Below are 26,016 nucleotides of genomic sequence, written 5' to 3'. Positions count from 1 at the left end.
AAACGGTCACATCAGGGGGTCTGGTATGCCGCACTTTCCGGTCAACCATCCGGCACGGCCGCTCTACCGGGTCCTCTCCGGTTTGATCGGCGTCTACATCCTGGTGTTCGGCGTCTGGGGTGTCGCCGAGACGATCGGCGACCCACTCTTCGACCGAAGCAGCACCTGGGCCCTCGGCCTGCGGACCAACCTGGCCTTCTCACTCGCCTCGGTGGTCTTCGGCGTCGTCCTGATCATCGGGGCGTCCCGCCGCACGAACCTCGGCCACTACATGAACCTCACGGCCGGTGTGGTGTTCCTGGTGACCAGCATCCTGATGATGTCGGTGCTGCAGACCGGGGCGAACTTCCTCAACTTCTCGATGTCGACAGTGGTCGTGTCGATGCTGTTCGGCCTGATCCTGCTCGGCACCGGCCTGTACGACAAGGTCGGCCCGGCGGAACACGCCGAGGCGGAGCTGGCGAACCGCAAACACCCGGTGGCCGACGTGCACCGCGGCTGACGAACGGTCAGGAACGCCGGGCGGTGATCAACGTCGGCTTCGCCTCCAGGTGCGACAGCCCGTTCCAGGCCAGGTTGACGAGGTGCGCCGCCACCGTCTCCTTGCGCGGCTTGCGCACCTCCAGCCACCAGCGGCCGGTCAACGCCACCATGCCCACCAGTGCCTGCGAGTACAGCTCGGCGAGCTTCGGATCGTACCCCCGGCTCTTGAACTCGGCGCCCAGGATGTGCTCGACCTGGTGCGCGACGTCGTTCATCACGCTGCTGAAGTTGGCCGTGCCGGACATCAGCGGGGACTCGCGGACCAGCACCCGGAAGCCGCTGGTCTCCTCCTCGATGTAGGTCAGCAGGGCCAGCGCCGCCTGCTCCAGCAGCTCCCGTGGATGCCCGGCGGTCAACGCCGTGGTGATCCGGTCGAGCAGGGCCCGGACCTCCCGGTCCACCACCACCGCGTAGAGCCCTTCCTTGCCGCCGAAATGCTCGTATACCACAGGTTTGGAGACCTTGGCGCGGGCCGCCACCTCCTCGATGGAGGTGGCGTCGAAGCCACGCTCGGCGAAGAGTTGCCGGCCGGTCGCGATCAACTGCTCGCGGCGCTGGGCCGCCGACATGCGGACCCGGGAGGTGGGTTTGGGTTTGGGAGCCGGGACCGACGGTGTCACCCGTCGGCCGCCGACGCTGTCACCATCGGTGACCTCAGGCATGTCGCCGCCTAGCTGGCGCTCGGTGACGCCCTGCCGTGGAATGGTGCCTCCGCTGTGCCCGTTCACGTCGTCGCCTCACTGGCCGGCGGTCCGACCGCCCTGCCGCGCCGTCCGATCGGACCCGGATCGGGCCCGGCCCCCGTCTGCCGAGCCGCCCGGTCCCCCCGCGTCGCTCGGTCATCCGGCTATCCTGCCAGGCGCCATCCTGGCGCACCGCCCGGTTTTACCGGGGTGCGACCGGCTTCACCAGCTTCGCGGCGAGGCGCTCCGGTTTTGGCCAGCGCACCTGCGTCGCCGCGCCGGTCTTCTCGAACAACCAGATCACCCGGGCGGAGATGTCCACCTGGCCACGCAGCACGCCGTGCCGCGCGCTGGTGGGGTCGGCATGGTGCAGGTTGTGCCAGCTCTCGCCGAACGACAGGATCGCCAGCGGCCAGAAGTTCGACGCGCGGTCGCCCTGGCGCATCGCGAACGGACGCTCGCCGTAGACGTGGCACACCGAGTTGATCGCCCAGGTGACGTGGTGCAGCAGGCCGATCCGGACCAGCCCGGCCCAGAAGAACGCGGTGAGCGCGCCCTGCCAGGACCAGGTCACCAGACCGCCGATAAGTGCCGGGCCGAGCAGCGAGATCGCCACCAACGCGGGAAAGAGCCTGTCGACCCGGCTGATGTCACGGTCGGCGATGAGGTCCGGTGCGAAACGCTCACGGTTGGACAGCTCCCGGCGGAACAGCCAGCCCACGTGCGCGTGGAACAGGCCCCGGGTCAACGCCCAGAGGCTGGTGCCGAAGCGCCAGGGGGAGTGCGGGTCACCCTCCAGATCGGAGAACGCGTGGTGGCGCCGGTGGTCGGCGACCCACTGGATGATCTCGCCCTGCACCGCAAGCGACCCCGCCACCGCCAGCGTCACCCGCAGCCAACGCTTGGCCTTGAACGAGCCGTGCGTGAAGTAGCGGTGGAAGCCGACGGTGATGCCGAGCCCGGAGACGACGTACCAGACCGAGCCGATGATCACGTCGCTCCAGCCCAGCCAACCGCCCCAGGCGACCGGCACGGCGACCAGCAGGGCGACGAAGGGGATCACCACGAAGGCCCAGAGAGCGGCCAGGATGCCGTTGGCCTGACTGCCGTCGGTGAGTGGTTTGGGACCGCTGGCGGGCGGGTTGGGATCGAGCAGTGTGGTGGACATGAGACCTCGCAGGGGGACGGGGGACGGTCACGAAGCTACGCCTACGTCACCGTAACTTACCGCCCCGTAGATCGCACGGGGAAGTTTCGAAACACCCTCGCGTACCCGCCCAAACTCGCAGGTGAGCCCCCGTCCACCCACCCCCACCCACACGCGTTGATCATGGAGTTATGCGCGCGTGTCGTCGGCGTGTTGGGCGATAACTCCATGATCACCGGGGTGCGGGCACGTGGTGGGACGGCGGCTTGGAGGTGTCGGCGGCGGTGTGGGGCGGAGCTGTCAGTGGTTGTGCTGGCGGGGATGAGCGATGGCGTCTGGCGGCCGGGGCGCTAAGGTGTAGCGGCGGGAGATCCGTCACCCGCGCGACGTCCTCGCGTCGCTGATCGGCCGTGGTGTAATTGGCAACACCCGGGTCTTTGGTACCCGTATTTCAGGTTCGAACCCTGGCGGCCGAGCTGCCCCCTACGTCCGTTTTAGGTTCGGGTGGGGGTAAGAGGGGAAGGTGCCGGGCCCCGCGGTTAGCATGGCCGCGAGAGTGTCCGCCGTCCCGACGGGAGCCACGTCGTGCCCCAGCCCCACCTTCGTACCGTCGTCGTGCTCGCCGCCGGTGAGGGCAAGCGGATGAAGTCGACACTGCCCAAGGTGCTGCACCCCCTGCTCGGTCGGACGCTGCTCGGTCACGTGCTGAGCGCCGCCGCGCCGCTGGCCGCGGATCGGACCGTGGTCGTGGTGGGGCACGGTGCCGACCAGGTCCGGGCGCACCTGTCCGAGGTCGCTCCGGACGCCACGCCGGTGCTCCAGGCCCAGCAGCTCGGCACCGGGCACGCCGTGCGGATCGCGCTGGACGCCGTCCCGGAGGGCGCCGGCACGGTCGTGGTGATCAACGGGGACGTGCCGCTGCTGCGCCCCGAGACGGTCGGCGCGTTGGTGACCGCGCACGAGGAGGCGGCCGCGGCGGCTACCGTGCTGGCCGCCGAGGTGCCCGACCCGACCGGCCTCGGGCGGATCGTCCGGGACGCCGACGGTCGGCTGGAGCAGATCGTCGAGGAACGCGACGCCGACGCGACGCAGCGCGCGATCCGGGAGATCAACGCGGGCATCTACGCGTTCGACGCGGTGCGGCTGCGTGCGGCGCTGGGCAAGCTCTCCACCGACAACGACCAGGGCGAGGAATACCTCACCGACGTCTTCGGTCTGCTCCGCTCGGCCGGCGAGCCGGTGGCGGTGCACGTCGCAGTCGACCACTCCGAGACATTGGGCTGCAACGACCGGGTGGAGCTGGCGACGCTGCGCCGGCTGTTGCGCGACCGGGTAAACGAGGCGTGGATGCGCACCGGGGTCAGCCTGCTGGACCCGGTGACCACCTGGATCGACGTGACGGTGGCACTGGACCGCGACGCGGTGATCGACCAGAACACCCAGTTGCGCGGCGGTACGGTCGTTGGTGCGGGAGCGCTGGTCGGGCCGGACGTCACGCTCATCGACACGATCGTCGGCCCTGGCGCGTCGGTGATCCGCAGTCACGCCGTCGGCGCGGAGGTCGGTGCGAGTGCCAGCGTCGGGCCGTACGCGTACCTGCGGCCCGCCGCCCAGCTGGCCGAGAAGGCCAAGGTCGGCACGTTCGTCGAGGTGAAGAACTCCGAGATCGGCCCGGGTGCGAAGGTGCCGCACCTCAGCTACGTGGGTGACGCGACGATCGGCGCGAAGGCCAACATCGGCGCGGCGACGATCTTCGTCAACTACGACGGCGTGCACAAGCACCGCACGGTCGTGGGCGAGGCTGCGTTCGTCGGGTGCGACACGAGCCTGATCGCGCCGGTCGAGGTGGGTGCCGGGGCGTACGTCGCGGCGGGCAGCGCGATCGGTCAGGACGTGCCGCCGGGCGCGCTCGGGGTGACCCGCTCGCCGCAGCGCAACATCGAGGGCTGGGTGGCGCGCAAGCGGGCCGGAACGATCTCCGCGGCGGCTGCCGAGCGTGCGGTACGCGGTGCCGAGGGTGCGTCGGAGGTGGCCCGCGCCGCAAGCGACAGTGAGGCAATCCACGGGGTGACCGAGACGGTGGGCGGCGCGTCCGGCACGGGAGATACTGCAACCGAATAGTCCCTGACCCACCACCACCGGGTCGGGTACCGCCGACAAAACGGGAGCAGACGGGCCCATGGGCAGCATCGTCGCCGAAAACCGCAAAAGCCTGATGCTCTTTTCCGGACGTGGCTTTCCGGAGTTGGCCAAGGAGATCGGTGAGGTGCTCGGCGTCGCGCCGACCCCGGCCGACGCGTACGAGTTCGCCAACGGTGAGATCTTCGTACGTTTCAAGGACTCGGTGCGTGGTTCGGACGCCTTCGTGGTGCAGTCCGTCACGCACGGGGTGAACACCTGGGTCATGGAGACCCTGATCATGGTGGACGCGCTGAAGCGGGGGTCGGCCAAGCGGATCACCGTGGTGCTGCCGTTCTACCCGTACGCGCGGCAGGACAAGAAGCACCGTGGTCGGGAGCCGATCTCAGCCCGCCTGGTGGCGGACCTGCTGAAGACCGCCGGCGCCAACCGCATCCTCACCGTCGACCTGCACACCGCGCAGATCCAGGGCTTCTTCGATGGCCCGGTGGACCACCTCTTCGCGATGGACATCCTGGCCGAGTACGTGGAGCACAAGTACGCCGGCCGGCCGATGACCGTGGTGGCACCGGACTCGGGCCGGGTGCGGGTGGCCGAGCGGTGGACCGACCGGCTGGGTGGCTGCCCGCTCGCCTTCATCCACAAGACCCGTGACCCGATGAAGCCGAACCAGGTCGTGGCGAACCGGGTGGTCGGCGAGGTCGAGGGCCGGGTCTGCCTGATCGTCGACGACATGATCGACACCGGTGGCACGATCGCCAAGGCCGCGGACATCCTCAAGGAGTCGGGGGCGGCGGAGATCGTGGTCGCGTCCACCCACGCGCTGCTGTCCGACCCGGCCACCGAGCGCCTGAAGAACAGCTCGATCAGCGAGGTCGTGGTGACCAACACGTTGCCGCTTCCGCCGGAGAAGCAGTTGGACAAGCTGACCGTGTTGTCGATCGCGCCGCTGCTGGCGCGGGCGATCCGGGAGGTCTTCGACGACGGCTCGGTGACCACCCTCTTCGGTGGTCTGAGCTGAGCCCGCGCCCCGGGGGCAACGGGGCTGGCAGACTGAGGGAAACGAGGCCGGCGCGCTGGTGGGAAAACCACCGACGCGCCGGTCTGGAGCCGTGAACGGGGACTGCCGGAAACCCCGGAAACAGCTCGGGTAGACTGGTGCGGTTGCCACGGCGAGGGTGCCCGGCGGGCCGCTGATAAAGCGCCGCACGGAGGCACCGTCATCGACGCGGTGCTCCGGGCAGTCGTTCATGACGCATGAGCCCCAGCGAGCCCCTCGCCCCAGCACCGCCAGACGACAAGCCGCCGCAGCGAAAAGCATCAGGAGTTTCCCCGTGTCCGAGGTAAAGATCAGCGCCGAGCCCCGCACCGAGTTCGGCAAGGGTGGTGCCCGCCGTACCCGCCGGGCCGGCAAGGTGCCCGCCGTGCTTTACGGTCACGGCGAGAAGCCCAAGCACATCGCGCTGCCGTCGCGGGAGTTCGCCGCGGCGATCCGCAAGGGCGGTGCCAACCAGCTCTTCGCGATCGACATCACCGATGGCACCCAGGTGCTGGCGCTGCCGAAGGCGATCCAGCGCGACCCGATCCGGGACACCTTCGAGCACGTCGACCTGATCCTGGTCCGTCGGGGCGAGAAGGTCACCGTCGAGGTCCCGGTGCAGCTGACCGGCGAGGCCGCCCGCGACACCCTGATCGTGCACGACCACGACACCCTGTCGGTGACCGCCGACGCCACCAAGGTTCCGGACCACCTTGAGGCGTCGATCGAGGGTCTGGAGGCGGGCACCCAGGTGACCGCCGGCGACGTCGAGCTGCCGTCCGGTGTCGAGCTGGCCGCCGACTCGGACCTGACCGTCGCGTCGGTGACCGCGGCCCCCACCGCCGAGCAGCTCGAGGCGACGCTGCCCGAGGTCGAGGCGGCCACCGACGAGGCCGAGGCCGAGGTCGGCGAGACCACCGAGGGCTCCGAGGGCGCGGACACCGCCGAGGGCGCAGAGACCACCGAGGCGCGCACCGAGGCCTGATCGGTTCCAGCTTTGCGACAGGCGCTCCCGGACGTTCGGGGGCGCCTGTCGGCGTATCCGGTGGGATGGACGGCGAGAGGGACGGGTCGTGACGGACGAGGTGGCGGGGCCGTGGCTGGTGGTCGGCCTGGGCAACCCGGGTCGGGAGTACGCCGGTAACCGGCACAACGTCGGGTTCATGGTGGCCGACCTGCTGGCCGGGCGGTTGGGTGCGCGGTTCGGTCGGCACAAGCGGGCGGTGGCCGAGGTGGGCGAGGCGCGGCTGGGGTTTGGTGGGCCGAAGCTGGTGCTGGCGAAGCCACTGACGTACATGAACCTCTCCGGCGGGCCGGTGGCGGCGCTGGCGCAGTTCTACAAGGTGCCGGCGACGCAGGTGATCGCGGTGCACGACGAGTTGGACATCGGGTTCGGCCAGGTGCGGGTCAAGTTCGGCGGCGGCGAGGGCGGGCACAACGGCCTGCGGTCGATGTCGAAGTCGTTGGGCACGAAGGACTACGCCCGGGTCCGGTTCGGCGTCGGCCGACCGCCGGGGCGGCAGGATCCGGCGGATTACGTGCTGTCGGATTTCGGCGCGGCAGAACGCAAGGAGCTGGATTTCCTGGTCGACCGGGCTGCCGACGTGGTGGAGTCGGTGATCGTCAAGGGTGTGGAGCCGACGCAGAACCTCTACCACGGGGGCTGAGTCGGGCGGGGCGTACCGGATCGGAAACGGTTGGCCGGTAGTCTGCGCCTTTCGGCGTGCCGCGCCCACGACGCGGGTCGCGGCGAATCGGTCCGTGCGGGCACGGGTCGCGGCGAGGCGACGGGAGCGGGCAGATGACCAGTCCTCCGATGATCGACGGCGCGTTCGCCAGGTGGTTGGCGTCCCGGGCCGGGCAGGCGCTGCTCGACCTGCGCGCCGAGATGGGCTTCGCGGACACCGGCGCGCTGAAGTCGGCCGGGGACAAGGTGTCGCACGACCTGATCCGCACGGAGTTGGCGAAGTGGCGGCCGGGCGACGCGGTGCTCTCCGAGGAGGACGAGGGGTCGCGGTTGGCCTGGGCGGCCGAGGTGAACACCGGGGCGGTGTCGCGGTTGACCTCGGACCGAGTGTGGATCATCGACCCGTTGGACGGCACCCGCGAGTTCTCCGAGGAGGGCCGGTCGGACTGGGCGGTGCACGTGGCGCTCTGGGCACGTAACGCGCCGAGCCCGCACGGGCTGGTCGCGGGGGCGGTGGGGCTGCCGGCGCAGCACCGGGTGTTGGGCACGGACTACCCGCCGGCGTACCCGCCGATGACGGTGGAGGCCGCGACCGCCGGCGAGCGGAAGATCCGCCTGGCGGCCAGCCGGAGCCGACCGCCGGTCTTCCTGACCGACCTGGCCGAGGACGTCGGGGCGCATCTGGTGCCGATGGGCTCGGCCGGCGCGAAGATCGCCGCCGTGGTCACCGGCGAGGTGGACGCGTACATCCACGCCGGTGGTCAGTACGAGTGGGACTCGGCGGCACCGGTGGCTGTGGCGACGGCCACCGGACTACACGCTTCCCGGATCGATGGTTCTGCGCTGAAATACAACGAGGCGGATCCGCGCCTGCCGGACCTGCTGGTCTGTCGCAAGGATCTCGCCACTCGGTTGCTTGCAGCGTTGCAGAGACATTCCGGGTAGCCTGAGCGCACTTTCTTGACATGTCCGACCGGAAAGGTCTGGAAATCGGATGATCGAGCGAATCGAGCCGGTGTCATGACCACCCCCGCCGCCTACCGGGTCTCCCACCTGGACGCCCTGGAGGCGGAGAGCATCTTCGTGATGCGCGAGGTGGTTGCCGAAATGGAACGCCCGGTGCTGCTCTTCTCCGGTGGCAAGGATTCGATAGTCATGCTGCGGCTGGCGCAGAAGGCGTTCGCGCCGGCCAGCATTCCCTTCCCGGTCATGCACGTCGACACCGGGCACAACTTCCCCGAGGTCCTGGAATACCGCGACCAGCGGGTCGCCGAGTTGGGGTTGCAGCTCGTGGTGGCGAGCGTGCCGGAGGCCCTGGCCAGCGGCATGGTCCGGGAGTCCGGCGACGGGATGCGCAACCGGATCCAGACGCCGGTGCTGCTGGACGCGGTGGAGAAACACCGCTTCGACGCGCTGTTCGGGGGTGCCCGGCGCGACGAGGAGAAGGCTCGGGCCAAGGAGCGGGTGTTCAGCTTCCGCGACGAGTTCGGCCAGTGGGATCCGAAGAACCAGCGGCCGGAGCTGTGGTCGCTGTACAACGGCCGACACCACCCGGGCGAGTCGATCCGGGTCTTCCCGCTGTCCAACTGGACCGAGCTGGACGTCTGGCACTACATCGCCCGGGAACGCATCCCGCTGCCCTCGATCTACTACGCGCACGAGCGTGAGGTGATCGAACGCGACGGCATGGTCTACGCGGTCAACGAGTTCTTCCGCCCCCGGGCGGGTGAGGAGCGGTTCAAGGCACAGGTGCGCTACCGCACCGTGGGCGACGCCTCCTGCACCGCCGCGGTCCGTTCCGACGCGGACACCGTGGAGAAGGTCATCGAGGAGGTGGCCGCCACCCGGATCACCGAGCGTGGCGCGACCCGTGGTGACGACCGGGTCAGCGAGGCCGCCATGGAGGACCGCAAGCGGGAGGGCTACTTCTGATGAGCACCGAGATCGTGGCGTCCGCGAATGCGGAGGCCCGGGCTGTTACCGGGGCCGGGCCGGAGGCCCGGGCGATGGACCTGCTCCGGTTCGCCACCGCCGGCAGCGTGGACGACGGCAAGTCGACACTCATCGGTCGGCTGCTCTACGACACCAAGTCGCTCTTCACCGACCAGTTGGCCGCCGTCGAGGCGGTCAGCGCGGCCCGCGGTGACGAATACACCAACCTGGCGTTGCTCACCGACGGTCTGCGGGCCGAGCGGGAGCAGGGCATCACCATCGACGTGGCGTACCGGTACTTCGCCACCCCCCGGCGCAAGTTCATCATCGCCGACACCCCGGGGCACACCCAGTACACCCGCAACATGGTCACCGGCGCCTCCACCGCCGATCTGGCGCTGATCCTGGTGGACGCCCGCAAGGGCCTGGTCGAGCAGTCCCGCCGGCACGCGTTCCTGTGCTCCCTGCTGCGGGTGCCGCACCTGGTCCTCTGTGTCAACAAGATGGACCTGGTGGACTGGTCGCAGGAGGTCTTCGAACGGATCGCCGACGAGTTCACCGCGTTCGCCGCGAAGCTCGACGCACCGGACCTGACCGTGGTGCCGATCTCGGCGTTGCGCGGTGACAACATCGTCGCCCGCTCGGAGAACATGCCCTGGTACGAGGGGCCGTCGCTGCTGCACCACCTGGAGCGGGTGCACATCGCGAGTGACCGCAACCTGGTCGACGTCCGGTTCCCGGTGCAGTACGTGATCCGGCCGCAGTCCACGACTGTCACCGACTACCGCGGCTACGCCGGTCAGGTCGCCTCCGGCGTGCTCAAGCCGGGTGACGAGGTGATGGTGCTGCCGTCCGGGTTCACCAGCCGGATCTCCGCCGTGGAGACCGCCGACGGGCCGGTGCCGGAGGCGTTCCCCCCGATGTCGGTGACGGTACGACTGGCTGACGAGATCGACATTTCCCGGGGTGACCTGATCTGCCGGCCGAACAACGCACCGGCGGTCGCGCAGGACATCGAGGCGATGGTCTGCTGGATGGACGAGACAGCCCCGCTGCGGGTCGGCGGTCGGTACGCGATCAAGCACACCACCCGCTCGGCACGGGCGATCGTGCGCGGACTGCACTACCGGTTGGACATCAACTCGCTGCACCGCGACGAGTCGGCCGACGAGCTGCGGCTCAACGAGATCGGCCGGGTGCGGCTGCGGACGACGGTCCCGCTGCTGGCCGACGAATACCGCCGCAACCGCACCACCGGAGGTTTCGTCATCATCGACGAGACCACCAACCGCACGGTCGGTGCCGCCATGATCGTCGAAGCGAGCTAGGGCCCGGCTCACCGCTGCTGGCCGCGGGCGGTCGCCGGCTGCTGACCGCCGGCAAGATCGCGCTCGATCCATGAAGTAGTGGCCTCACCCACTGGGCGAGGCCACTACTTCCATGTTCGAGCACGATCACCGAATCACGGCTCAGGGCAGGCGGGTGGCGCCGGGGGAGGGCCGGACCGTCAGGGTGCCGGGGGCGGTGAAGCCTCGTTCGGCGTACGCGGCGGTCACGGCGGCGGCCACCTCGTCGGCGCGGTCGGCGTCGATCAGGGCCAGGACGCAGCCGCCGAAGCCGCCGCCGGTCATCCGGGCGCCGAGCGCGCCGGCCGCCAACGCCGCCTCGACCGCCGTGTCGATCTCCGGCACGGTGATTCCGAAGTCGTCGCGCATGGAGACGTGCGACGCGGTGAGCAGGGGGCCGATGTCGCGGACCCGGGCCGCGCGCAGCAGCGCCACCGTGTCCAGTACGCGTTGGTCCTCGGTGACGACGTGACGGACCCGTCGCCGGGTCTCCTCGTCGTCGAGTTGGGCCAGTGCGGTGTCGAGTTGGTCGACGCTCACGTCCCGCAGCGCGGGGACGCCGAGCGCGGCGGCTCCGGCCTCGCAGGAACGGCGGCGGGCAGCGTACTCACCGTCGGCGTGCCGGTGCGGCGCCCGGCTGTCGATGACGAGCACCGCGAGGCCGGCGGCGTCCAGGTCGAAGGGGATCTGCTCGACCGACTCGTCGCGGCAGTCCAGGAAGAGGGCGTGCCCGGCACGGCAGCGGATCACCGCGGACTGGTCCATGATCCCGGTTGGCGCGCCCACGTAGACGTTCTCGGCCCGCTGCGCCAGCCGGGGCTGCAGCTCCGCGGGCAGCTCCAGCCCACCGAGGTCGAGCAGGGCGGCCAGCACGGCTGACTCCAACGCGGCCGAGGAGGAGAGCCCGGAGCCCAGCGGCACGTCGGAGGCGATGGCCAGCCGCGCGCCCGGAACCGGGTGACCGGCCTCGCGCAGTGCCCAGACCACCCCGGCGACGTACGCGCCCCAGCCGGTCACCCGACCCGCCTCGGCGACGTCGTCCGCCCCGAAGGTGATCGTCTCGTCGGACAGCTCGGACCAGACCGTCCACTGCTCCGCGTCCTGCCGGTCGGCGGCGACGACTGTCTGCAACGGCAGCGCGAAGGGCAGCACGAACCCCTCGTTGTAGTCGGTGTGCTCGCCGATCAGGTTGACCCGGCCGGGAGCCGCCCAGCGGCCGGCGGCCTGGCCGCCGTACCGCGTGGTGAAGCCGGCGGCGGCCCGGTCGGCCACGGCACGCGTGGGGTCGGTCACGGCTGCTGCTCCAGGACGTGTGCGCGGTAGAAGGCCCAGGCGTCGCCGACCATGTCGTGCAGGGTCGGCTTCTGCGGCACCCAGCCCAGCTCGTCGCGGGCCAGCGCGGAGGAGGCGACCAGCTCGGCCGGGTCACCCTCGCGGCGTGGGGCCACCTCGACGGGCAGAAGGTGCCCGGTGACCTCGCGGACCACGTCGGCGACCTGGCGGTTGGTGAAGCCGTTGCCGTTGCCCAGGTTGTAGATCCGGTGTTGGCCGCCGGTGGCCGCGTCCAGGGCCAGCAGGTGCGCGCGGGCCAGGTCGGCGACGTGGATGTAGTCCCGGACGCAGGTGCCGTCCACGGTGGGGTAGTCGTCGCCGAAGAGCTGGAGCTTCTCCCGTCGGCCGGCGGCGACCTCCAGCGCGATCGGGATCAGGTGCGTCTCCGGGTCGTGCCGTTCGCCGAGCGCGATGTCGCCGTCGAGGTGGGCACCCGCGACGTTGAAGTAGCGCAGTGACACGGCGGCCAGTCCGTGCGCGATCGTCTCGGAGGTGAGCGCCATGTCGACGGCGAGCTTGGTGGCGCCGTACGTGTTGGTGGGCGCCTTGACGGCGGTCTCCGGGATCGGCAGCTCGGTGGGGTTGCCGTAGACGGCGGCGGTGGAGGAGAAGACCATCCGCGGCACGCCGGCGGCCCGGACCGCGTCGATCAGGGCGAGGCTGCCAACTGTGTTGTTCTGCCAGTACAGCTCGGGTTTGACCATCGACTCGCCGGCGGCGATCAGGGCGGCGAAGTGCAGCACCCCGTCGAACCCGGCGTCGCGGGTGAGGACGCGGGCGGCGTCGTGGATGGACGCCTCGACGTGGGTCGCGTCCGGGGCGAGCGCCTCGCGGTGCCCGGTGCGCAGGTCGTCCAGGACGACCACCTGGTGACCCGCGTCGAGCAGCATCCGGGTCACCACGCTGCCGATGAAGCCGGCGCCCCCGGTGACGAGCAGTTTCACGTCGTTGCCTCCTGCCTGGCCCGCCCGGGACGTGGCCTTCGCTGATCACCCTAAGGCGGCGGCCGGCACGCTGGCCGACGGCACCGCCATCCTCATTCCATCATAATCCTTCATGATTAAACAGAGCCGAACATGTGCGGCTCCTCCGCGCGATCCGCGGGTGCGGTGAGCCAACGGTGTCTACCATCTCTGTCATGCGGGAAGTGGCCCGTACCGGGCTCCGGCGACGCGTGCGGGTGCGACCCCGTCGCGACCCCGGGCCGCTCGCCCGGGCCGTCGCCCGGGTGCTGGTCCGCACCGCCGACGGTGCCTCCCGACTCGTCACCGACCTGCTCGGGGCCGGGCCGGCGGCCGGCCGGGAGCGGATCACCGAGGCCGAGCTGCGGGACCTGGTCGCCGCGAACACGGTGCTCGACCCGGACGAACGGCGGATCATCGACGAGGTCCTGGTGGCCGGTGCCAGCCTGATCCGCGAGGTGATGATGCCGCGCACCGAGGTCGTCTTCCTCCCGGCGCGGCTCACCATCACCGAGGCTGCCCGGCTGGTGCGCGCCGAAACGCACACCCGCTACCCGGTCACCGACGGCACCCACGACGACGTGGTCGGCTTCGTGCACCTGCGGGACGTGCTGCTGCGTCCGGACGCCGATCCGTGTGTCACAGTCGGCGAGCTGGCCCGGGAGGTGAAGCGACTGCCCGGGAGCAAACGGGTGCTACCCGCGCTTACCGAGATGCGCCGGGAGGGCCAGCACCTGGCGGTGGTGGTCGACGAGTACGGCGGCACCGCCGGCATCGTCACGCTGGAGGACCTCATCGAGGAGCTGATCGGCGAGATCCGCGACGAGTACGACGCGACTCCGGACCCGGTGCGCGCCGGCCTGCCTGCCGTCGTGGACGGTCGCCTCAACCTCGCCGACTTCGCCGAGCGGACCGGGGTGGCGCTGCCCGCCGGGCCGTACGAGACGGTCGGTGGGTTCGTGATGGCCGCGCTGGGTCGGCTCCCGGTGACCGGCGACGAGGTGCCGGTGCCCGGCGAAGCGGCCGACGGCGTCGGACCGGATCCGGCCGACCCGGCGGACGGCTGGCTGCTGCGGGTCCTCGCCCTGGACGGCCGCCGGGTGGCCCGGCTCGCCGTCTCCGCCGTCCGGGTGCCGGAGCAGCGCCGCGAGCAGCAACACGAGCGGCCCCGCGAGCACCAGGGCGCGTCGGCGCGGCAGCCGGCGGCCGGGCCGACGCGCCGGGTCGGCCCGAGCGCACCACCCGAGGTCAGCACCCCGACGACGGCGGGCCGCAGCCGACCCGCCGGCCCGTCATGACGGACCCGCTTGCTTGCTGACAGAATTATCGCCATGTCCGACGTTCCCGCCCGTCCCCGCGTCTTCTCCGGCATCCAGCCGACGGCCGACTCGTTCCACCTCGGCAACTATCTGGGCGCGGTGCGGCACTGGGTGGCACTACAGGAGACCCACGACGCGTTCTACTGCGTGGTCGACCTGCACGCCATCACCGCGGGGCACGACCCGGCGCTGTTGCGGCAGCGGACGAGGGTAGCCGCCGCACAGCTCTTCGCGGTCGGTCTCGACCCGGAGCGCAGCACCCTGTTCGTGCAGTCGCAGGTGCCCGAGCACCCGCAGCTCGCCTGGGTGCTCGGCTGCATCACCGGCTTCGGCGAGGCCAGCCGGATGACCCAGTTCAAGGACAAGTCGCAGAAGCAGGGCAACGAGCGGGCCAGCGTCGGGCTGTTCACCTACCCGGTCCTGCAGGCCGCCGACATCCTGCTCTACCAGGCCAACGCGGTCCCCGTCGGGGAGGACCAGCGCCAGCACCTGGAGCTCTCCCGGGATCTGGCCCAGCGGTTCAACTCGCTGTTCGGCCCGACGTTCACGGTGCCCGCGCCGCACATCGTCAAAGACACCGCGAAGATCACCGACCTGCAGGACCCGACGGCGAAGATGTCCAAGTCGTCGTCCTCGCCGGCCGGCATCATCGACCTGCTGGAAGATCCGGCCCGATCCGCCAAGAAGATCCGCTCGGCGGTGACGGACACCGGTCGGGAGATCGTCTTCGACGCCGAGACGAAGCCGGGTGTGTCCAACCTGCTGACCATCCACTCGGCGCTCAGCGGTCGCGGCATCGACGAGTTGGTGGCCGCGTTCGCCGGTCGTGGCTACGGCGACCTGAAGAAGGAGTTGGCCGAGGTGGTGGCGGACTTCGTCCGTCCGGTCCAGGAGCGCACCCGCGCGTACCTCGACGACCCGGCGCAGTTGGACAAGCTGCTCGCCTCCGGTGCGGAGAAGGCCCGCGCGGTGGCCGCGGCGACCCTGCACTCCACGTACGAGCGGGTCGGGTTCTTCCCGCCCGTGCGCGGCGAGTAGCGCCGCGGGACAGGTGGACGGGTCGGTGGCCGGAGGGGCGGCGCGAAGCGTGGATCGCAGTGGCGGGGTGCCGCCGATCGGCGACACCATCCAGATCGGCATCGCGGTGGACATTCCCGAGCCCTGGGGTGCCCAGCTCACCCGCCGGCGGATCGAGGCCGGCGACCCGCTCGCGGTGCCCGCGCACGTGACGCTGCTCGGGCCCACCGAGATCCCGACGGCACATCTGCCCGCCGTCGAGCGGCACCTGGCCGCCGTCGCCGCCGCGCACCTGCCGTTCGCGCTGCACCTGCGGGGCACCGGCACGTTCCGGCCGGTCACCCAGGTGGTGTTCGTCGCGGTGGCCGCCGGCATCAGCGAGTGTGAGTTGCTGGCCGCCGCCATCACCGCGACGCCGGACCTACACCGCAGGGCCCGCTTCCCGTACCATCCGCACGTCACCGTGGCGCAGGACGTGGCTCCGGAGGCCCTGGACAAGGTGTACGAGGACTTGGCCGACTTCTCCGCGATGTTCGAGGTCGACGCGTTCACCCTCTTCTCGCACAGCGGGGAGGCCCGGTGGCAGCCGCGTCGGGATTTCTGCCTCGGCGACTGACCCGTCGGCGACGCGCCGGTAGGTGAGCATCGGGAGCCGGTTGCCACTACGGCGGTGGGAGATCGGCGAGGATGATCGCGTGAACGTGATCGGCGGGATCGAGGCGGCCATCGACCGCTGGGTGAGCGCCGCGCGCCACCGGTCGGGGCTCTTCGATCACGTCTGGCGCGCCGGCGCCCTGTACGCCGAGGTGCTGGCCGGGCGGCTGGCCGCCGCGATCGCCTACTACGGCTTCTTCGCGGTGTTCGCCCTCGCCCTTGTCGCGTTCTCCATCTTCGGTGCGATCCTGGAGGACAACGACGACGTCAGCGCGGCGGCGGCCGGCTTCCTCAAGGAGAACCTGCCCTTCCTGGACGCCGAGCAGATCGCCAACTCCAGCGGCACGGTCGGGGTGGTCGGCCTGGTCATCCTGGTCTTCACCGGGATCGGCTGGGTGGAGGCCATCCGGTCCTCGCAGCGGCTGATGTACGCGCTCAACCAGCAGCCCGGCAACCTGGTGATCCGGCGGCTGGTCGACCTGGGCGTGATGATCGGCATCTTCGTGCTGCTCGGCGTCTCGGTCGCGGCGGTGGACGCGTTGGAGTCGTTGCTGCGTTTCCTGCTGCGCAGCACCGGGTCGGTCGGGCTCACCACGATCAGCGCGGTGCTGAGCGTGGTGGTCAACGCGGTGCTCGCCACCGCGCTACTCCTCGCGGTGCCCCGGCTGCGGATGAGCCGGTCCCGGCTGCGTCCGGTGGTGCTGCTGGTCGCGGTCGGCATCACCCTGTTGAACACGGTGGGGCGCTACTACGTGGTGCGCACCGAGCGCAACCCGGCGTACACGGTGGTGGCCGGCGCCGTCGGGCTGCTGCTCTACCTCTACCTGCTCAACCAACTGGTGCTGTTCGGTGCGGCCCTGCTCGCGACAAGCACCAACGGTCGGGTGGTGGACCTGGCGGAGACCCCCGCCGCACCGAAGGTGGTCGACGAGGACACCGATCCCGGTACGCCGGGCGGTGCGGGCTGAGGACGGAAGGTGTGCAGGTGCTGATCTCGGTCGACCCGGACTCGTCGGTGCCCCCGTACGAGCAGGTTCGTGGGCAACTCGCCGAGCTGATCGGCGACGGTCGGCTGCCGGTGGGCAGCCGACTGCCCACCGTCCGGCAGCTCGCCGCCGACCTGACGCTGGCGGCGAACACGGTGGCCCGGGCGTACCGGGAGTTGGAGGCTGCCGGTCTGCTGGAGACCCGGGGGCGCAACGGCACGTTCGTCGCCCCCGGGCGGGACGACGCCGTCGACCGGCTCCAGCGGGCGGCGGCCGGCTACGCGGCCGAGGCGGCACGGCTCGGCGTACCGCCGGCCACCGCCCTCGCCCTGGTCCGCGCCGCCCTGGATGCGGCCCGCCCCGGCTGAGGGTCGTCGATCACCCGCCGGACGGGCGAAAACTGAGCCGAAAGCCGTCGGCGCTCGCGTTCGCGGACCATGATGAGCCGGTGGGCGCACTCATGACACTGGACCTGCCGGCCGACTCGCCGCTCCTCGGTCTGCCGTGGATCATCACCTTTGGTCCGCTCGGCGACCTCGACGAGTGGGAGCCGGTGGTCTGCGGGCCGTACGAGCGGCCACACGCGTTGGCGCTGGCCGAGGCGGTGGTGGCCGAGGAGCAACTGATGGCGGTGGTGGAGCCGTTGCTGCCGGCGTTGTCGGCCGACGAGATCCGCAGTGAGATCGCCGCCGCGCAGGTCGCCGCCGAGGACGAGGCCCGCCAGGTCGAGGGCGCCGACCTGTACGGCGACTTCGAGGACGTGATCGACGAGGAGTTGGACGCCGCCGCCGACGAGGCGGGCCACGCTGCGTCCGCCGAGCCGCCGGACGAGGCCGAGGTACGCGAAGGCTTCACCCGGATCGCGGCGCTGCTCACCGCGAAGTGACCTCGGGGGCCGTCAGCGGGTCGGCGGGCCGTCCAGCACGCAGAACTCGTTGCCCTCCGGGTCGGCGAGCACCGTGAACCGTTCGGTCCCGGTCTGCCCGACGTCGACGTGCCGCGCACCGAGGCCCAGCAGCCGTCGTACCTCGGTCTCGGGGTCCGTGTCCGCGACCAGGTCGAGGTGCAGTCGGTTCTTGCCCCGCTTGGTGGTGCCCGAGCCCTGCAACCAGACGGTGGGGGCGGTGGCCGGCGACTGCCCCGGCGGCCAGAGCTTGGCGCTGCCGTCGTCGCCCCGCTCAACCTCGTAGCCGAGCGCCGCTGACCAGAACGCGACCATCACGTCCAGGTCCTCGACGTCGAGCGTGCACTGCCCGATCCGTACCCCCATCGGGTCACCTCCGTGGCGACGGTGCCCGATGCGGTACCCGCGTCGGTTGCGGGCCACACCACCCGCGTCGCACGGACACCGGCGCCACGCGGAGCGGACTCCGCGCGGCGCCGGTGGCACCTCACCCCCCACCACAAGGGGCCGGTAGCCCAGTCGCCCGCCGGCGCGGGGCACGACGAACGACCAGGTCGAGTAGGTCTTACCCGTTCAGCGCCGTGGTAACCAGACTGTCGGCTTGGGCCGGGGTGGCGGTGCTGATCATCGGAGCAATATGCCGCCCCGGAGTTGCAAGAGTCAAGCAGTTCTTGCGTAAGGCAGCCGTGCGGCACTCGGTACGACAGCGGTCGAGCCGCGTACCACCAGCTCCGGACGGAACAGGTATTCCGAGTGCGGAGCGCCGTACCCGTTGATCTCGTCGACCAGCGCCCGGACGGCGGCCACCGCCATCGCGGCGACCGGCTGCCGCATGGTCGTCAGCGGCGGGTCGGTGAAGGCCATCAGCGGCGAGTCGTCGTAGCCGACCACGGAGACGTCGTCGGGCACCCGGAGGCCGCGCTGGCGGGCCGCCCGGATCGCGCCGAGCGCCATCAGGTCGGAGCCGCAGACCACGCCCGTGACACCCCGGTCGAGCAGGCGGCCGGCCGCCGCCTCACCACCCTCCACACCGAACAGCGACAGCTCGGCCAGCGGGCCGAGGTCGGCCTCCGCGACACCGGCGAGTCGGGTCATCGCGGAGCGCCAGCCGGCCACCTTGCGCCGCACCGGGACGAACCGGTTCGGGCCGGTGACCAGCCCGATCCGTCGGTGCCCGAGCGCGACCAGATGGGCGACGGCCAGCTCGGCTGCCTCCCGGTCGTCGCAGGAGACGAAGGGAGCGCCGATGTCGGGCACGTACCCGTTGACCAGAACGACCGGCAGCGGCCGGGCGAGCAGCGCCCGGTAGCGGTCGTGGTTGGCGGCCGCGTCGGCGTGCCGCCCGGAGACGAAGACGATGCCGGAGACCTGCCGGTCCAGCAACATCTCGGTGTACTCGTCCTCGGTCACGCCACCGGCGGTCTGGGTGCAGAGCACCGGGGTGAACCCGCTCTGCGCCAGGGTCGACTCGATGACCTGGGCGAAGGCGGGGAAGATCGGGTTGTCCAGCTCCGGCACCACCAGGCCGACCAGCCCGGCGCTGCGCTTGCGCAGTCGGGCCGGGCGCTCGTAGCCGAGCACGTCCAGTGCGGTGAGGACGGCCTGCCGGGTCTCCGGGGCCACGCCGGGGCGGTCGTTGAGCACCCGCGACACCGTGGCCTCGCTGACCTCGGCCTGCTGGGCGATGTCGGACAGGCGAGCGCGCATGGCGGCACTTTAGCCCACCGGCAAGTTCTTGCGGAGCGTTCTGCAAGCCGTTCCACCGCCTGCAAAATCTTGCTGACAACCGGCTGCGCCCGACGCTCGGGCGTGCTGATACCGACCCGGCCCGGGCCCGACGGCCACTCCGTGCGGCATCGACGCGCCGAGCGGCCCGACCCCCTACTACAAAGCGTCGTTGATAGGGGAGGATGAGCGGCGTGGAAGCGCTGCGACTCATTCTCCTCTATGTCCATCTGATCGGCTTCGCCCTGCTGCTCGGCGGCTCGATCGCTCAATACGTCAGTGGCCGGCTCCGGATCAACCCGGCCATGCTCTGGGGCTCGGTGATCCAGTTGCTGACCGGGCTGGGCCTCTCCGCCCCGCTGCGCGGCGACGGCGACGAGCCGGCACTCGCCAAACTTGTGACGAAGTTGGTCATCGCGCTGCTGATCTTCGTCATGGTCTTCTTCTCCCGGAAGCGGGACGTGGTAAACCGTGGCCATTTCCTCGCGATAGTCGGTCTGACCCTGGTCAACGCGGCGGTCGCGGTCTTTTGGCGGTAACGTCCGAGGGGGGCAGCCGCCCCCGAAAGCGGACGTTGCGGACGCCGGGACACGCGCCTACCAGCGCCAGGAGTGACCTGCCCCACGCAAGGGTTACACCCGGGTAACAGGCGCTCAACAGTCGTGCACGATTGTCGGCCGGTGGGTGGGCGCGGGCGTACGCTCCCGTCCGTAACGTGGGACAGCCGGCGGCACACCGCAGGTCGGCTGATGGGCTGCCACCGCACTAGGCGCGGTGTGCAATGGGAAGGAGACGTCTTGCGCTCGGTGCGTGGGATGCGGATCGCCTCGATCGTCGCGGTGGGTGGGCTCGCGCTCACCGCCGCCGCTTGTGGCGAGGCCCCCAAGGATGACAACAACGCCGGCAGTGGCGGCAAGAAGTTCAGCGCCTGCATGGTGACCGACGTCGGTGGCATCGACGACAAGTCGTTCAACACCTCGGCCTGGCAGGGTCTGAAGGACGCCAAGGCCGCCAACGACAACATCGACATCAAGTTCGTCGCGTCGAAGGCAGAGGCCGACTACGAGCCGAACCTGACGCAGTACGTCAACCAGAAGTGCGACTTCATCCTGGCGGTCGGTGGCCTGATGGCCAACGCCACCTCGAAGATCGCCAAGGCGAACCCGAACCAGGAGTTCGGCATCGTCGACGCGAACCCGGGTGACGCCAACGTCTACCCGATGCAGTTCGACACCGCCCAGGCCGCGTTCCAGGCCGGCTACCTGGCCGCCGGGATGAGCAAGACCGGCAAGGTGGGCACCTACGGTGGTCTGCCGATCCCGCCGGTCACCATCTTCATGGACGGCTTCGTCGACGGTGTGAAGTACTTCAACACCACGAAGAAGAAGAACGTCCAGGCGCTGGGTTGGAACAAGGAGACCCAGAAGGGTTCCTTCACCAACGACTTCGCCAAGCAGGACGAGGGCAAGAAGGTCTCCGACGCGCTGGTCGCCCAGGGTGCGGACATCATCATGCCGGTCGCCGGCGGTTCCGGCCTCGGCACCACCGCCGCGGCCAAGGCCTCGGGCGGCAAGTACAGCACCATCTGGGTGGACGTTGACGGCTGCCAGAGCACCCCGGACTGCTCGGCGATCATCACCACGGTCGTCAAGAACATCCCGGAAGCCGTCAAGGAGGCCGTGGTCAAGGCCGCCGGCGGCGACAAGCTGCCGGCCAACCCGGGCTTCGTCGGCACCCTGGCCAACACCGGTGTCTCGATCGCCCCGTACCACGACTTCGACAGCAAGGTTCCGGCCGAGCTGAAGGCCGAGGTCGACAAGATCAAGGCGGACATCGCCGCCGGCACCATCACCGTCACCTCGAAGGCCCAGCCGACCAAGTGACGTCCGGCCAGCCCCTCCGGTGAGATCATCGGGTGGGTCGGCGGGGACAGCTACGACCGATCGGCCGCTTCGGCCTCGCGGGTGACCGTGGGGTCGGAGCGGCCGATCGCGCACCACGTCGGCCGGGCCGGTCCGGTCGGGTCGACGGCAGCTACGCTGCACCATCGCTCGCACTCCAGGAGGTTGCGCTGAGACTCGAACTGCGCGGCATCACCAAGCGGTTCGGTGATCTGGTCGCCAACGACCACATCGACCTGACGGTGGAGCCTGGAGAGATTCACGCCCTGCTCGGCGAGAACGGCGCGGGCAAGTCGACACTGATGAACGTGCTCTACGGGCTCTACCAGCCCGACGAGGGCGAGATCCTGGTCGACGGCAAGCCGCTGAAGCTGAGGGGCCCGTCCGACGCGATCGGCGCCGGGATCGGCATGGTGCACCAGCACTTCATGCTGGTGCCGGTGTTCACCGTCGCCGAAAACATCATGCTCGGCGCCGAGCAGACCCGGGGCGGCATCGCCGGCTTCCTGGACCGGCGTCGCGCCCGGCGCGAGGTCACCGAGGTGTCCGAGCGCTACAACCTGCGGGTCGACCCGGACGCGGTGATCGAGGACCTGCCGGTCGGCATCCAACAGCGCGTCGAGATCGTCAAGGCGCTCACCCGCGACGTCGACCTGCTCATCCTGGACGAGCCGACGGCCGTGCTCACCCCGCAGGAGACCGAGGAACTGCTGACGGTCATGCGGTCGCTCAAGGCCGCCGGCAAGTCGATCGTCTTCATCACCCACAAACTCGGCGAGGTCAAGGCCATCGCCGACCGGATCACCGTGATCCGACGCGGCAAGACCGTCGGCACCGCCTCACCCGAGGCCAGCCGGGACGAGCTGGCCGCCCTGATGGTCGGGCGTAACGTCCGGCTGACCGTGGACAAGTCCCCGGCCACGCCGGGCGACCCGGTGCTGGAGGTGGCCGGGCTCGTCGTCGACGACGACCGGCAGGTCCGCGCGGTCGACGGGGTGGACCTCACCGTTCGCGCCGGCGAGGTGCTCGGCGTGGCGGGCGTACAGGGCAACGGTCAGACCGAGCTGATCGAGGCGATCATGGGCCTGCGCCCGGTGCTCGCCGGCACGGTCAGCCTGGTCGGTGACCGGATCGACGGCTGGACGCCAAAGAAGGTGCTCCGCGCGGGCGTCGGCTACGTGCCCGAGGACCGCAGCGTGGACGGCCTGGTCAAGGAGTTCAGCGTCGCGGAGAACCTGGTGCTGGACATCTACGACCGTCCGCCGTTCGGTGCGGGGCTCGCGCTCAGGCCCGATGCCATCGCGGCGTCGGCGAAGGAACGGATCGAACAGTTCGACGTCCGCACCTCGTCGGCGGAAGCGGCGGTGGGCACCCTCTCCGGTGGTAACCAGCAGAAGGTGATCGTGGCCCGGGAGCTGTCCCGGCCGCTGAAGCTCCTCATCGCCGCCCAGCCGACCCGTGGCGTCGACGTCGGATCGATCGAGTTCATCCACAGCCAGATCATCCGCGAGCGGGACGTCGGCACCGCCGTCATGGTGGTCTCCAGCGAGCTCGACGAGGTGATCGGGCTGGCCGACCGGATCGCGGTGATGTACCGCGGTCGGATCATCGGCGTCGTCGGCCCGGACACCCCGCGTGAGGAGATCGGCCTGCTGATGGCTGGCATCAGCCCGGACGAGGCCCACGAAGCCGTCGCGACACCCGCCGCCGACGAGCCCGGTGCGGCCGACGGGGGCCCGGCGAGCGACGCGGGCCCCGCGAACGAGGACGAGTCATGAGCGAGAGTGACGGCATGAGCGAGCGTCAGCGAGCGAATCATCGTTTCAGGGCGTTGGTGTCTCATGGCGTCGCGCAGCGAAGCGGAGTGACGGCATGAGCGAGCGTCAGCGAGCGAATCATCGTTTCAGGGCGTTGGTGTCTCATGGCGTTACGCAGCGAAGCGGAGTGACGGCATGAGCGACCCCACGTCGCAGTCGGGTTCCCCGGACAAGGGGCCGGCGAGCGAGGCGCAGGCCGCGCAGAACGCGCTCGGCAACACCGAACGGGCCGAGTCGGCGACCGAACCGGACCGTTCGGCGGCGACGTCGGCGCCGGACCAGCGTCCCGAGCCCAGCCTGGGCCGGTTGTTCGTGGACAACCTCTGGGCGGCCAACACCTTCACGGTGACGCTGCTGTCGTTGGTGCTGGCGATCGTGGTCGGTGCGGTGCTGATGATCATTTCTGATCCGACGGTGCTGTCCACCTACTCGTACATCACCTCGCGGCCGTCCGACGCGATCAACTCCAGTTGGACGCTTGTCAGCGAGGCGTACGCGAACCTGTTCAAGGGTTCGGTCTTCGACCCCGAGGCGTTCTCCGGCTGGTTGAACGGCAGTAACGGGTGGGAGGCCGTGCTCGCGCCCATCTCCGAGACGCTCACCTACACGGCGCCGCTGGTCTTCACGGGCCTGTCGGTGGCGTTGGCCTTCCGGGGCGGCCTGTTCAACATCGGCGCCCAGGGTCAGGCCACCGTCGGCGTGATCCTGGCGGCGCTGGCCGGTTTCCTGCTGCCCCTGCCACCCGGCCTGCATCTGCTGGTGGCGGTGCTGGCCGGCGCCCTGGGCGGGGCGATCTGGGGATTCATCCCCGGCATCCTCAAGGCCCGCGCCGGCGCGCACGAGGTGATCACCACGATCATGCTCAACTACGTCGCCACGTACCTGCTCACCTGGTTGATCGTGCAGGACGGGGTGCAGGACCCGAACCGTACCGACGCGATCAGCAAGGCGGTGGACACCTCCGCCCAGCTGCCCCGACTGTTCGGTGACAACCTGCGGGTGCACGCCGGCATCCTGCTCGCCGTGCTGGCGACCTGGGCGGTCGCCTGGCTGCTGAACCGCTCGACGCTCGGCTTCGAGCTGCGCGCGGTCGGCGCCAACCCGGACGCCGCCCGCACCGCCGGCATCAGCGTCACGCGGACGTACATCCTGATCATGGTCTTCGCCGGCATCCTGGCGGGCCTCGGCGGCTCGAACATGGTCCTCGGCTCCACCGCCAGCGCGCTGACCCCGTTGGTGGTCGCGCAGATCGGCTTCGACGGCATCCTGGTGGCGCTGCTGGGGCGGGTGAAGCCCTGGGGGGTGCTGCTTGCCGCGTTGCTGTTCGGGGCGTTGCAGGCCGGTGGCAACCGGATGCAGTCGTACTCCGGGATCTCGCTGGAGCTGGTGACAGTGCTCCAGGCGTTGATCGTCATCTTCATCGCCGCGCCGGCCCTGGTGAAGGCGATCTTCCAGCTTCGGGCCGCGCGCGCCGCCCGGTTGCAGACGAGCCTGGCGAAGGGCTGGTAGCTCATGTCCACCATGGCTGTCCCCGACATCGCGGTCGCCCCGGTCCACCAGGGTTTCTGGACCCGGAGCCGCAAGGTCGGCCTCACCCTGCTGGCGCTCGGCCTGCTGGCCGCGGTGCTCTTCGGCGCGCTCGCCACCGACCAGCAGGCCCGGTTCACGCTCAGCGACGACGCGGCCGGTGCCGCGTTGGAGATCAACGGCACGATCGGGGCGATCCTGTTCGGGATCATCGCGATCGCCGCCGGCGCGGCGCTGCTCGCCGGGGTGCCGAAGCGGTGGTTCCTCCCCGTGCTCGGCGTCGGGCTCGCCGGCTTCGTGCTCTCGTTCCTCTGCTGGCAGGTCTCCGCCGCGCCGGCCGGGCAGAACTTCATGCCGCTTGTCAACATCATCCGGGGCACGTTCATCCTGGCCCTGCCGCTGATCTTCGGCGCGCTCGCCGGGGTCCTCTGCGAACGGTCCGGCGTGGTCAACGTGGCCATCGAGGGCCAGTTGCTGATGGGCGCGTTCAGCGGCGCGTTGTTCGGCAGCATCTCCGGCAGCGTCTGGGTGGGTCTGGTCGCCGCCGCCATCGGCGGTGCGTTCATCTCGCTGCTGCTCGCCGTCTTCGCCATCCGCTACCTGGTCGACCAGGTCGTCATGGGCATCGTGCTGAACCTGCTCGCGGTCGGCGTCACCGGCTTCCTCTACGAGCGGCTGATGCAGACCGACGCGGCGAAATACAACAGCGCGCCACGCTTCAGCAACTGGGAGATTCCACTGCTGAAGGACATCCCGGTGCTCGGGCCGGCGTTGTTCCGCGGCAACATCTTCCTCTACCTCGGGCTGCTGCTGGTGCTGGTGATCCACATCGGGTTGTTCCGCACCCGGTGGGGTCTGCGCACCCGCTCGGTCGGCGAGCACCCGATCGCCGCCGACACGCTCGGCGTCAAGGTGCTGCGGGTTCGCTACCGCAACGTGCTGCTGGCCGGGGTGGTCGCCGGCATCGGTGGCGCGTCCTACACGCTGGCGCTCTACTCGTTCACCAAGAACATGATCGGCGGCAAGGGCTTCATCGCGCTGGCCGCGCTGATCTTCGGCCGCTGGAACCCGACCGGCGCGTTGCTCGCCGCGCTCTTCTTCGGCTTCGCCGACCAGCTCGCCACCTACCTGGGCGCGATCAGCAGCTCGATCCCCAGCCAGTTCCTGGCCATGCTGCCCTACCTGGCGACCATCCTCGCGGTCGCCGGCCTGGTCGGCCGGGTTAGGGCGCCGGCCGCCGACGGCAAGCCGTACATCAAGGGCTGACGCCCACAGGCGTGCCCGGCGGGGCGGGCCCCCCCGGCCGCCCGGGGGGGGGCCCCCACCCCCCAGTGCGGCGGCGGCGGGGGCCGCGGG

The 26,016-nt window shown here is 70.4% G+C and carries 25 protein-coding genes and 1 tRNA gene; 20 read left to right on the top strand and 6 right to left on the bottom strand.

Annotation, left to right across the window (positions count from 1 at the left end; all coding sequences use genetic code 11):
• Window positions 1-25 precede the first annotated feature (25 nt).
• On the top strand, window positions 26-502 hold the full coding sequence (locus AB0B57_RS27265) for a DUF4383 domain-containing protein (RefSeq protein WP_357075661.1): 477 nt from the start codon (window positions 26-28) through the stop codon (window positions 500-502).
• Window positions 503-509: 7 nt separating this feature from the next.
• Here AB0B57_RS27265 and AB0B57_RS27260 read toward each other — a convergent pair whose 3' ends face one another.
• Window positions 510-1,205 (bottom strand): TetR/AcrR family transcriptional regulator, encoded by a 696-nt coding sequence (locus AB0B57_RS27260; RefSeq protein WP_357075658.1) that lies wholly within the window; start codon window positions 1,203-1,205, stop codon window positions 510-512.
• A 223-nt stretch (window positions 1,206-1,428) separates the two neighbouring features.
• Complete coding sequence (locus tag AB0B57_RS27255) at window positions 1,429-2,394, bottom strand: acyl-CoA desaturase (RefSeq protein ID WP_357075655.1); 966 nt, start codon at window positions 2,392-2,394, stop codon at window positions 1,429-1,431.
• A gap of 383 nt (window positions 2,395-2,777) precedes the next feature.
• Here AB0B57_RS27255 and AB0B57_RS27250 point away from each other — a divergent pair.
• The 8 genes from AB0B57_RS27250 to AB0B57_RS27215 all read left to right on the top strand — a co-directional run bounded on the left by AB0B57_RS27250 (window position 2,778) and on the right by AB0B57_RS27215 (window position 10,498).
• A tRNA-Gln gene (locus AB0B57_RS27250) sits at window positions 2,778-2,849 on the top strand.
• A 109-nt stretch (window positions 2,850-2,958) separates the two neighbouring features.
• The gene (glmU, locus tag AB0B57_RS27245) at window positions 2,959-4,494 is read left to right on the top strand and encodes a bifunctional UDP-N-acetylglucosamine diphosphorylase/glucosamine-1-phosphate N-acetyltransferase GlmU (RefSeq protein WP_357075652.1); all 1,536 of its coding nucleotides are present in this window, start codon (window positions 2,959-2,961) and stop codon (window positions 4,492-4,494) included.
• A gap of 58 nt (window positions 4,495-4,552) precedes the next feature.
• The gene (locus AB0B57_RS27240; protein ID WP_357075649.1) at window positions 4,553-5,533 is read left to right on the top strand and encodes a ribose-phosphate diphosphokinase; all 981 of its coding nucleotides are present in this window, start codon (window positions 4,553-4,555) and stop codon (window positions 5,531-5,533) included.
• A 313-nt stretch (window positions 5,534-5,846) separates the two neighbouring features.
• Window positions 5,847-6,536, top strand: a complete 690-nt coding sequence (locus AB0B57_RS27235; RefSeq protein WP_357075646.1) for a 50S ribosomal protein L25/general stress protein Ctc — start codon at window positions 5,847-5,849, stop codon at window positions 6,534-6,536.
• An 88-nt stretch (window positions 6,537-6,624) separates the two neighbouring features.
• Entirely contained in the window at window positions 6,625-7,218 is a 594-nt protein-coding gene (gene pth / locus AB0B57_RS27230) for an aminoacyl-tRNA hydrolase (protein ID WP_357075643.1), read from the top strand.
• Between the two features lie 134 nt (window positions 7,219-7,352).
• The gene (locus tag AB0B57_RS27225) at window positions 7,353-8,183 is read left to right on the top strand and encodes an inositol monophosphatase family protein (protein WP_357075640.1); all 831 of its coding nucleotides are present in this window, start codon (window positions 7,353-7,355) and stop codon (window positions 8,181-8,183) included.
• Window positions 8,184-8,258: 75 nt separating this feature from the next.
• The gene (gene cysD / locus AB0B57_RS27220) at window positions 8,259-9,170 is read left to right on the top strand and encodes a sulfate adenylyltransferase subunit CysD (RefSeq protein WP_357075637.1); all 912 of its coding nucleotides are present in this window, start codon (window positions 8,259-8,261) and stop codon (window positions 9,168-9,170) included.
• A 74-nt stretch (window positions 9,171-9,244) separates the two neighbouring features.
• Window positions 9,245-10,498, top strand: coding sequence for a GTP-binding protein (locus tag AB0B57_RS27215; RefSeq protein ID WP_357075963.1), 1,254 nt, complete (start codon window positions 9,245-9,247; stop codon window positions 10,496-10,498).
• A gap of 141 nt (window positions 10,499-10,639) precedes the next feature.
• Here AB0B57_RS27215 and galK read toward each other — a convergent pair whose 3' ends face one another.
• Window positions 10,640-11,809, bottom strand: coding sequence for a galactokinase (gene galK, locus AB0B57_RS27210; protein ID WP_357075634.1), 1,170 nt, complete (start codon window positions 11,807-11,809; stop codon window positions 10,640-10,642).
• The gene (galE, locus tag AB0B57_RS27205) at window positions 11,806-12,792 is read right to left on the bottom strand and encodes a UDP-glucose 4-epimerase GalE (RefSeq protein ID WP_357075631.1); all 987 of its coding nucleotides are present in this window, start codon (window positions 12,790-12,792) and stop codon (window positions 11,806-11,808) included. The genes galK and galE overlap by 4 nt, the downstream gene beginning before the upstream one ends.
• 194 nt (window positions 12,793-12,986) lie before the next feature.
• Here galE and AB0B57_RS27200 point away from each other — a divergent pair, with 194 nt between their 5' ends.
• From AB0B57_RS27200 to AB0B57_RS27175, 6 genes are all read left to right on the top strand, one after another.
• The gene (locus AB0B57_RS27200) at window positions 12,987-14,108 is read left to right on the top strand and encodes a hemolysin family protein (RefSeq protein ID WP_357075628.1); all 1,122 of its coding nucleotides are present in this window, start codon (window positions 12,987-12,989) and stop codon (window positions 14,106-14,108) included.
• Between the two features lie 33 nt (window positions 14,109-14,141).
• A complete protein-coding gene (trpS, locus tag AB0B57_RS27195) occupies window positions 14,142-15,167 on the top strand; it encodes a tryptophan--tRNA ligase (protein ID WP_357075625.1) in 1,026 nt (341 codons plus the stop codon).
• A 25-nt stretch (window positions 15,168-15,192) separates the two neighbouring features.
• The gene (locus tag AB0B57_RS27190) at window positions 15,193-15,762 is read left to right on the top strand and encodes a 2'-5' RNA ligase family protein (RefSeq protein ID WP_357075622.1); all 570 of its coding nucleotides are present in this window, start codon (window positions 15,193-15,195) and stop codon (window positions 15,760-15,762) included.
• Between the two features lie 79 nt (window positions 15,763-15,841).
• Window positions 15,842-16,768, top strand: coding sequence for a YhjD/YihY/BrkB family envelope integrity protein (locus AB0B57_RS27185; protein ID WP_357075619.1), 927 nt, complete (start codon window positions 15,842-15,844; stop codon window positions 16,766-16,768).
• Between the two features lie 11 nt (window positions 16,769-16,779).
• On the top strand, window positions 16,780-17,154 hold the full coding sequence (locus AB0B57_RS27180) for a GntR family transcriptional regulator (RefSeq protein WP_357075616.1): 375 nt from the start codon (window positions 16,780-16,782) through the stop codon (window positions 17,152-17,154).
• A gap of 80 nt (window positions 17,155-17,234) precedes the next feature.
• On the top strand, window positions 17,235-17,672 hold the full coding sequence (locus tag AB0B57_RS27175) for a hypothetical protein (RefSeq protein WP_357075613.1): 438 nt from the start codon (window positions 17,235-17,237) through the stop codon (window positions 17,670-17,672).
• 12 nt (window positions 17,673-17,684) lie between these two features.
• On the opposite strand, the gene AB0B57_RS27170 is transcribed toward AB0B57_RS27175, so the two are convergent.
• The gene (locus AB0B57_RS27170) at window positions 17,685-18,056 is read right to left on the bottom strand and encodes a VOC family protein (RefSeq protein WP_357075610.1); all 372 of its coding nucleotides are present in this window, start codon (window positions 18,054-18,056) and stop codon (window positions 17,685-17,687) included.
• A 294-nt stretch (window positions 18,057-18,350) separates the two neighbouring features.
• Window positions 18,351-19,397 (bottom strand): LacI family DNA-binding transcriptional regulator, encoded by a 1,047-nt coding sequence (locus tag AB0B57_RS27165; protein WP_357075607.1) that lies wholly within the window; start codon window positions 19,395-19,397, stop codon window positions 18,351-18,353.
• A gap of 212 nt (window positions 19,398-19,609) precedes the next feature.
• Here AB0B57_RS27165 and AB0B57_RS27160 point away from each other — a divergent pair, with 212 nt between their 5' ends.
• The 5 genes from AB0B57_RS27160 (at window position 19,610) to AB0B57_RS27140 (ending at window position 25,926) form a co-directional block, all read left to right on the top strand.
• A complete protein-coding gene (locus tag AB0B57_RS27160; RefSeq protein WP_357075604.1) occupies window positions 19,610-19,954 on the top strand; it encodes a hypothetical protein in 345 nt (114 codons plus the stop codon).
• Window positions 19,955-20,230: 276 nt separating this feature from the next.
• Complete coding sequence (locus tag AB0B57_RS27155) at window positions 20,231-21,298, top strand: BMP family ABC transporter substrate-binding protein (protein WP_357075960.1); 1,068 nt, start codon at window positions 20,231-20,233, stop codon at window positions 21,296-21,298.
• A 32-nt stretch (window positions 21,299-21,330) separates the two neighbouring features.
• On the top strand, window positions 21,331-23,094 hold the full coding sequence (locus AB0B57_RS27150) for an ABC transporter ATP-binding protein (RefSeq protein WP_357075601.1): 1,764 nt from the start codon (window positions 21,331-21,333) through the stop codon (window positions 23,092-23,094).
• A 174-nt stretch (window positions 23,095-23,268) separates the two neighbouring features.
• Entirely contained in the window at window positions 23,269-24,642 is a 1,374-nt protein-coding gene (locus AB0B57_RS27145; RefSeq protein WP_357075598.1) for an ABC transporter permease, read from the top strand.
• A 3-nt stretch (window positions 24,643-24,645) separates the two neighbouring features.
• Entirely contained in the window at window positions 24,646-25,926 is a 1,281-nt protein-coding gene (locus AB0B57_RS27140; protein WP_357075595.1) for an ABC transporter permease, read from the top strand.
• Window positions 25,927-26,016 lie beyond the last annotated feature (90 nt).

This window comes from Micromonospora sp. NPDC049101 (assembly GCF_040648675.1).
Taxonomy (GTDB): Bacteria; Actinomycetota; Actinomycetes; order Mycobacteriales; family Micromonosporaceae; genus Micromonospora.
Note: the sequence above shows the minus strand (reverse complement) of the source record. Positions and strands in the feature narration are given on the sequence as shown.